This is a genomic window from Mucilaginibacter sp. (assembly GCF_039207105.1).
Lineage (GTDB): Bacteria > Bacteroidota > Bacteroidia > Sphingobacteriales > Sphingobacteriaceae > Mucilaginibacter.
Window position 1 is genome coordinate 1 of record NZ_JBCECK010000275.1, and the last position, 3354, is coordinate 3354.

Annotated in this window: 4 protein-coding genes; 3 read left to right on the plus strand and 1 reads right to left on the minus strand. The window is 41.7% G+C overall.

Annotated elements, in window-relative coordinates; translation table 11 throughout:
- Positions 1 to 87: 87 nt before the first annotated feature.
- A complete protein-coding gene (locus AAGC65_RS25435) occupies positions 88 to 723 on the minus strand; it encodes a TNT domain-containing protein (protein ID WP_343115265.1) in 636 nt (211 codons plus the stop codon).
- A gap of 248 nt (positions 724 to 971) precedes the next feature.
- Here AAGC65_RS25435 and AAGC65_RS25440 point away from each other — a divergent pair, with 248 nt between their 5' ends.
- From AAGC65_RS25440 to AAGC65_RS25450, 3 genes are all read left to right on the plus strand, one after another.
- Complete coding sequence (locus AAGC65_RS25440) at positions 972 to 2324, plus strand: MBL fold metallo-hydrolase (RefSeq protein ID WP_343115266.1); 1353 nt, start codon at positions 972 to 974, stop codon at positions 2322 to 2324.
- Between the two features lie 31 nt (positions 2325 to 2355).
- Positions 2356 to 3045, plus strand: coding sequence for a tRNA (5-methylaminomethyl-2-thiouridine)(34)-methyltransferase MnmD (gene mnmD / locus AAGC65_RS25445; protein WP_343115267.1), 690 nt, complete (start codon positions 2356 to 2358; stop codon positions 3043 to 3045).
- Between the two features lie 76 nt (positions 3046 to 3121).
- On the plus strand, positions 3122 to 3354 hold a 233-nt coding region (locus AAGC65_RS25450), incomplete at its 3' end, for a MazG nucleotide pyrophosphohydrolase domain-containing protein (protein ID WP_343115268.1).

Below are 3354 nucleotides of genomic sequence, written 5' to 3' on the forward strand. Positions count from 1 at the left end.
TATCAGGGTTGAAGGATAATTTTAGCGCATCCTGTTCGCTGCCATCAAATATTAATGATTTTACCTTTATGTATTCCGTGATCATAATTATTTTGCGTTAGCCTGTTTCTTTTGTTCCACAAGATAACCTTCTTTTTTTAAATCGTTAACAGGGTACGGCAATTCGTCCTGAACACCTAAACCAGGCTTACCAAACCACGGAATAATTTTGCCTTCTTTAACATTGGTTATAGGCTTTACAATTTTATAAACCCTATAAGGCGAGCTCAATGTTTTATCGGGCAAAGCACGTTGCGGAAAAGGAACGTCAGTTAAAGATACAAATGTACCTTTATCCTGAAACACGCTATCAGCATCAAAATAACCTCCGTAACGGTCAATCAGCACACCTGCTTTTAAAACCACTACCTTTAAATTCACGGCTCCGCGGTTTGGGGGCCAGCCGCCATTTAAATTATTAGCTGTGAAGAATTTCTCTAAAGCGTCCCACTTTTCGGCTTTCCAAAGCGCCCAGGCGCTATCGGCAAGCGGCTTTTTAGTACTGTCGGCAAAGTCGCTTACCGAACTTTTAAAAACATCATAGCTTACACCCCTAACAAGGCCATTGGCACCTTTATGGTGTTTTGAATTACCTGAATGATGATGAGCCGAATTTTTTTGTTGAGCTGTTGCCAGAAAAGGCATAAACAGCGCTGCTAATAGCAGAACTTTTATAGATTTCATAATAAGGTTTTTTGTCTGTGCAAAATAATAAGATAAAAATATATTCAGGATATTTATTTTATTCATAGCATTTTATTTATAACACATATTTCAATAGTCATAATTAACAGAATATTATTTCAATAACTAATAAATAACTTATCATCTTAATTAAATATATATTCCCAATAACTGTCGGTTTATTTTACTTTTCGCCTACTTTCAACCTCTCTAAGCAATGCAATCAAACCTTATATTTGCTCTCACTTATGATTATCCATCAGTTTTACGATATAGGTTTGGCGCATGCATCATACGCCGTGATCCGCACAGGCAAAATGATCGTTATTGATCCGTCGCGTAACCCGCAGCCATATTATGATTTTGCAGCACAGCATGATGCCGATATTGTTGGCGTTATAGAAACCCACCCGCATGCCGATTTTGTAAGTTCGCACCTGGAAATTCACCAGGCTACCAATGCCGTGATTTATTGCAGCAAGCTAACAGGTGCGACCTACCCACATGAAACTTTTGACGACGGTGACTTTATACAACTGAACGATATCAAGCTAAAGGCGCTGAATACCCCCGGCCACTCGCCCGATTCTATTTGTATTTTATTGGAAAACGAGCAAGGAAAAGACGCTGCTATTTTTACAGGAGACACCCTGTTTGTAGGCGATGTTGGCAGGCCCGATCTGCGTGAAAACGCAGGTAATATTACTGCTAAAAAAGAGGAACTGGCCAAACAAATGTACCAGAGTACCCGCCAAAAATTGATGATCCTGCCACAGAATGTTGTAGTTTATCCCGCGCATGGCCCGGGATCATTGTGTGGTAAAAACATGAGCCCCGATCTGGAAAGCACCATAGGCCGCGAGCTACGCGAAAACTACGCGCTGCAACCGATGGATGAAGCAACCTTTGTTAATATCCTTACCACCGATCAGCCTTTTGTACCACATTATTTCGGGTACGATGTTGATTTAAATAAAAGCGGTGCACCAGCGTTTCAGCAAAGCGTTGATGCTATTGAGAGGTTAAATATTGAAGCTCCGCTCGGAAAAGATACTGTCATAATTGATGCACGTCCGAAACAACAGTTCAGAAATGGGCATTTAAAAGGCGCCATTAACCTACAGAACGGTGGAAAGTTTGAAACCTGGCTGGGTTCCATACTACAACCTACTGAACTTTTTTACTTGCTTGCCGAAACCGAAAGTGATTTAGACATGCTTATTAAAAAGGCAGCCAAAATAGGGTACGAACAAAACATTAAAGCTGCTTTATTGCCTTTGACCAATGCTAAGGCTGTATCTCGCGATCTGGATCTGAACAACTTTAAAACCAATCTGGATGAGTATACTATTGTAGATGTACGTAACCCAAATGAAGTAAAAGAGGGTTTGATATTTAAAAACGCCATCAACATTCCTCTACCAGAATTACGCGAACGCATCAATGAAATACCGACAGATAAACCTATTGTTGTACACTGTGCTGCCGGCTACCGCTCGGCCGCGGCTTCCAGCATAGTTGACGCTGAAATACAACAGGTACCTGTATATGACCTTGGCGAGGTAATTATTGAATTTGCCGAAAGTGCTCAAAAATGTTAATTAGCAGATTATTATAAAATTGCTCCTGAACATGGCCAACAATCTGGAAATAGTAACCACGGCAGATGGTTCAAAAACCATTTATAACGCCCAGGTTGGCGAGCATTACCACTCACGCAATGGTGCTTTGCAAGAGAGCAAGCACGTATTTGTGAATGCCGGTTTAAATTTCTTTCTGGATAAAAAGGAACCAGAAGAGGTAAGCATTCTGGAGGTTGGTTTTGGCACCGGGCTAAATTTTTTGCTTAGTGCCGATTTCTGTATTGCTCGCCAGACAGCATTAGACTATACAGGTATTGAGGCCTACCCGATCAGTGCCGATATGATGGCACAAACAGGCTATCAGGAATATGTGTCGCCTGAGGTATGGACAAATTATATAAGTAATTATCCCACTGCTCTAAAAACAACAGTAAACCTTGATGATTATTGCAGCCTGGGCATTGCCAATACTACACTTATGGATTTCCAGACAGCGCGGCAATATGATATCATTTATTTTGATGCGTTTGCATCGGCCCGTCAGCCCGAAATGTGGGAGCTGCCAGCCATAAGCCATGCAGTAAGCTTTTTAAAGCCGGGCGGCATATTTGTTACCTACGCCATAACCGGTAATTTAAAAAGAATGCTCAAGAGCCTGGGTTTTACTATTGAAAAAGTGCCCGGAGCAGCAGGCAAGCGCGAAATGCTGCGGGCGGTAAAAGATTTAATAAACAATTAATCTGCCCCGGCAACCCCTCATTTTTTCTGTTGATAGTAAATCCACTATCTTTGATCGTACTACAAAAATAAAACATATGCCTTTAAAAGCTCCCGATACCGCATCTACCCCGGCAACCGGATTTGAACGCCTGCTTACCATTATGGACGACCTGAGGGCCAACTGCCCCTGGGATAAGAAACAAACGCTGGAAAGTCTGCGCCACCTTACTATTGAAGAAACATATGAGCTTAGCGACGCCATTTTAAGTGCCGATATGCCCGAAATAAAAAAGGAACTGGGCGATATTATGCTCCACCTGGTTTTTTA

Bases quoted from the DNA above. Each gene is read 5' to 3' on its own strand.
- AAGC65_RS25435 (WP_343115265.1), bottom strand. From the start codon at position 723: ATGAAATCTATAAAAGTTCTGCTATTAGCAGCGCTGTTTATGCCTTTT.
- AAGC65_RS25440 (WP_343115266.1), top strand. From the start codon at position 972: ATGATTATCCATCAGTTTTACGATATAGGTTTGGCGCATGCATCATAC.
- mnmD (WP_343115267.1), top strand. From the start codon at position 2,356: ATGGCCAACAATCTGGAAATAGTAACCACGGCAGATGGTTCAAAAACC.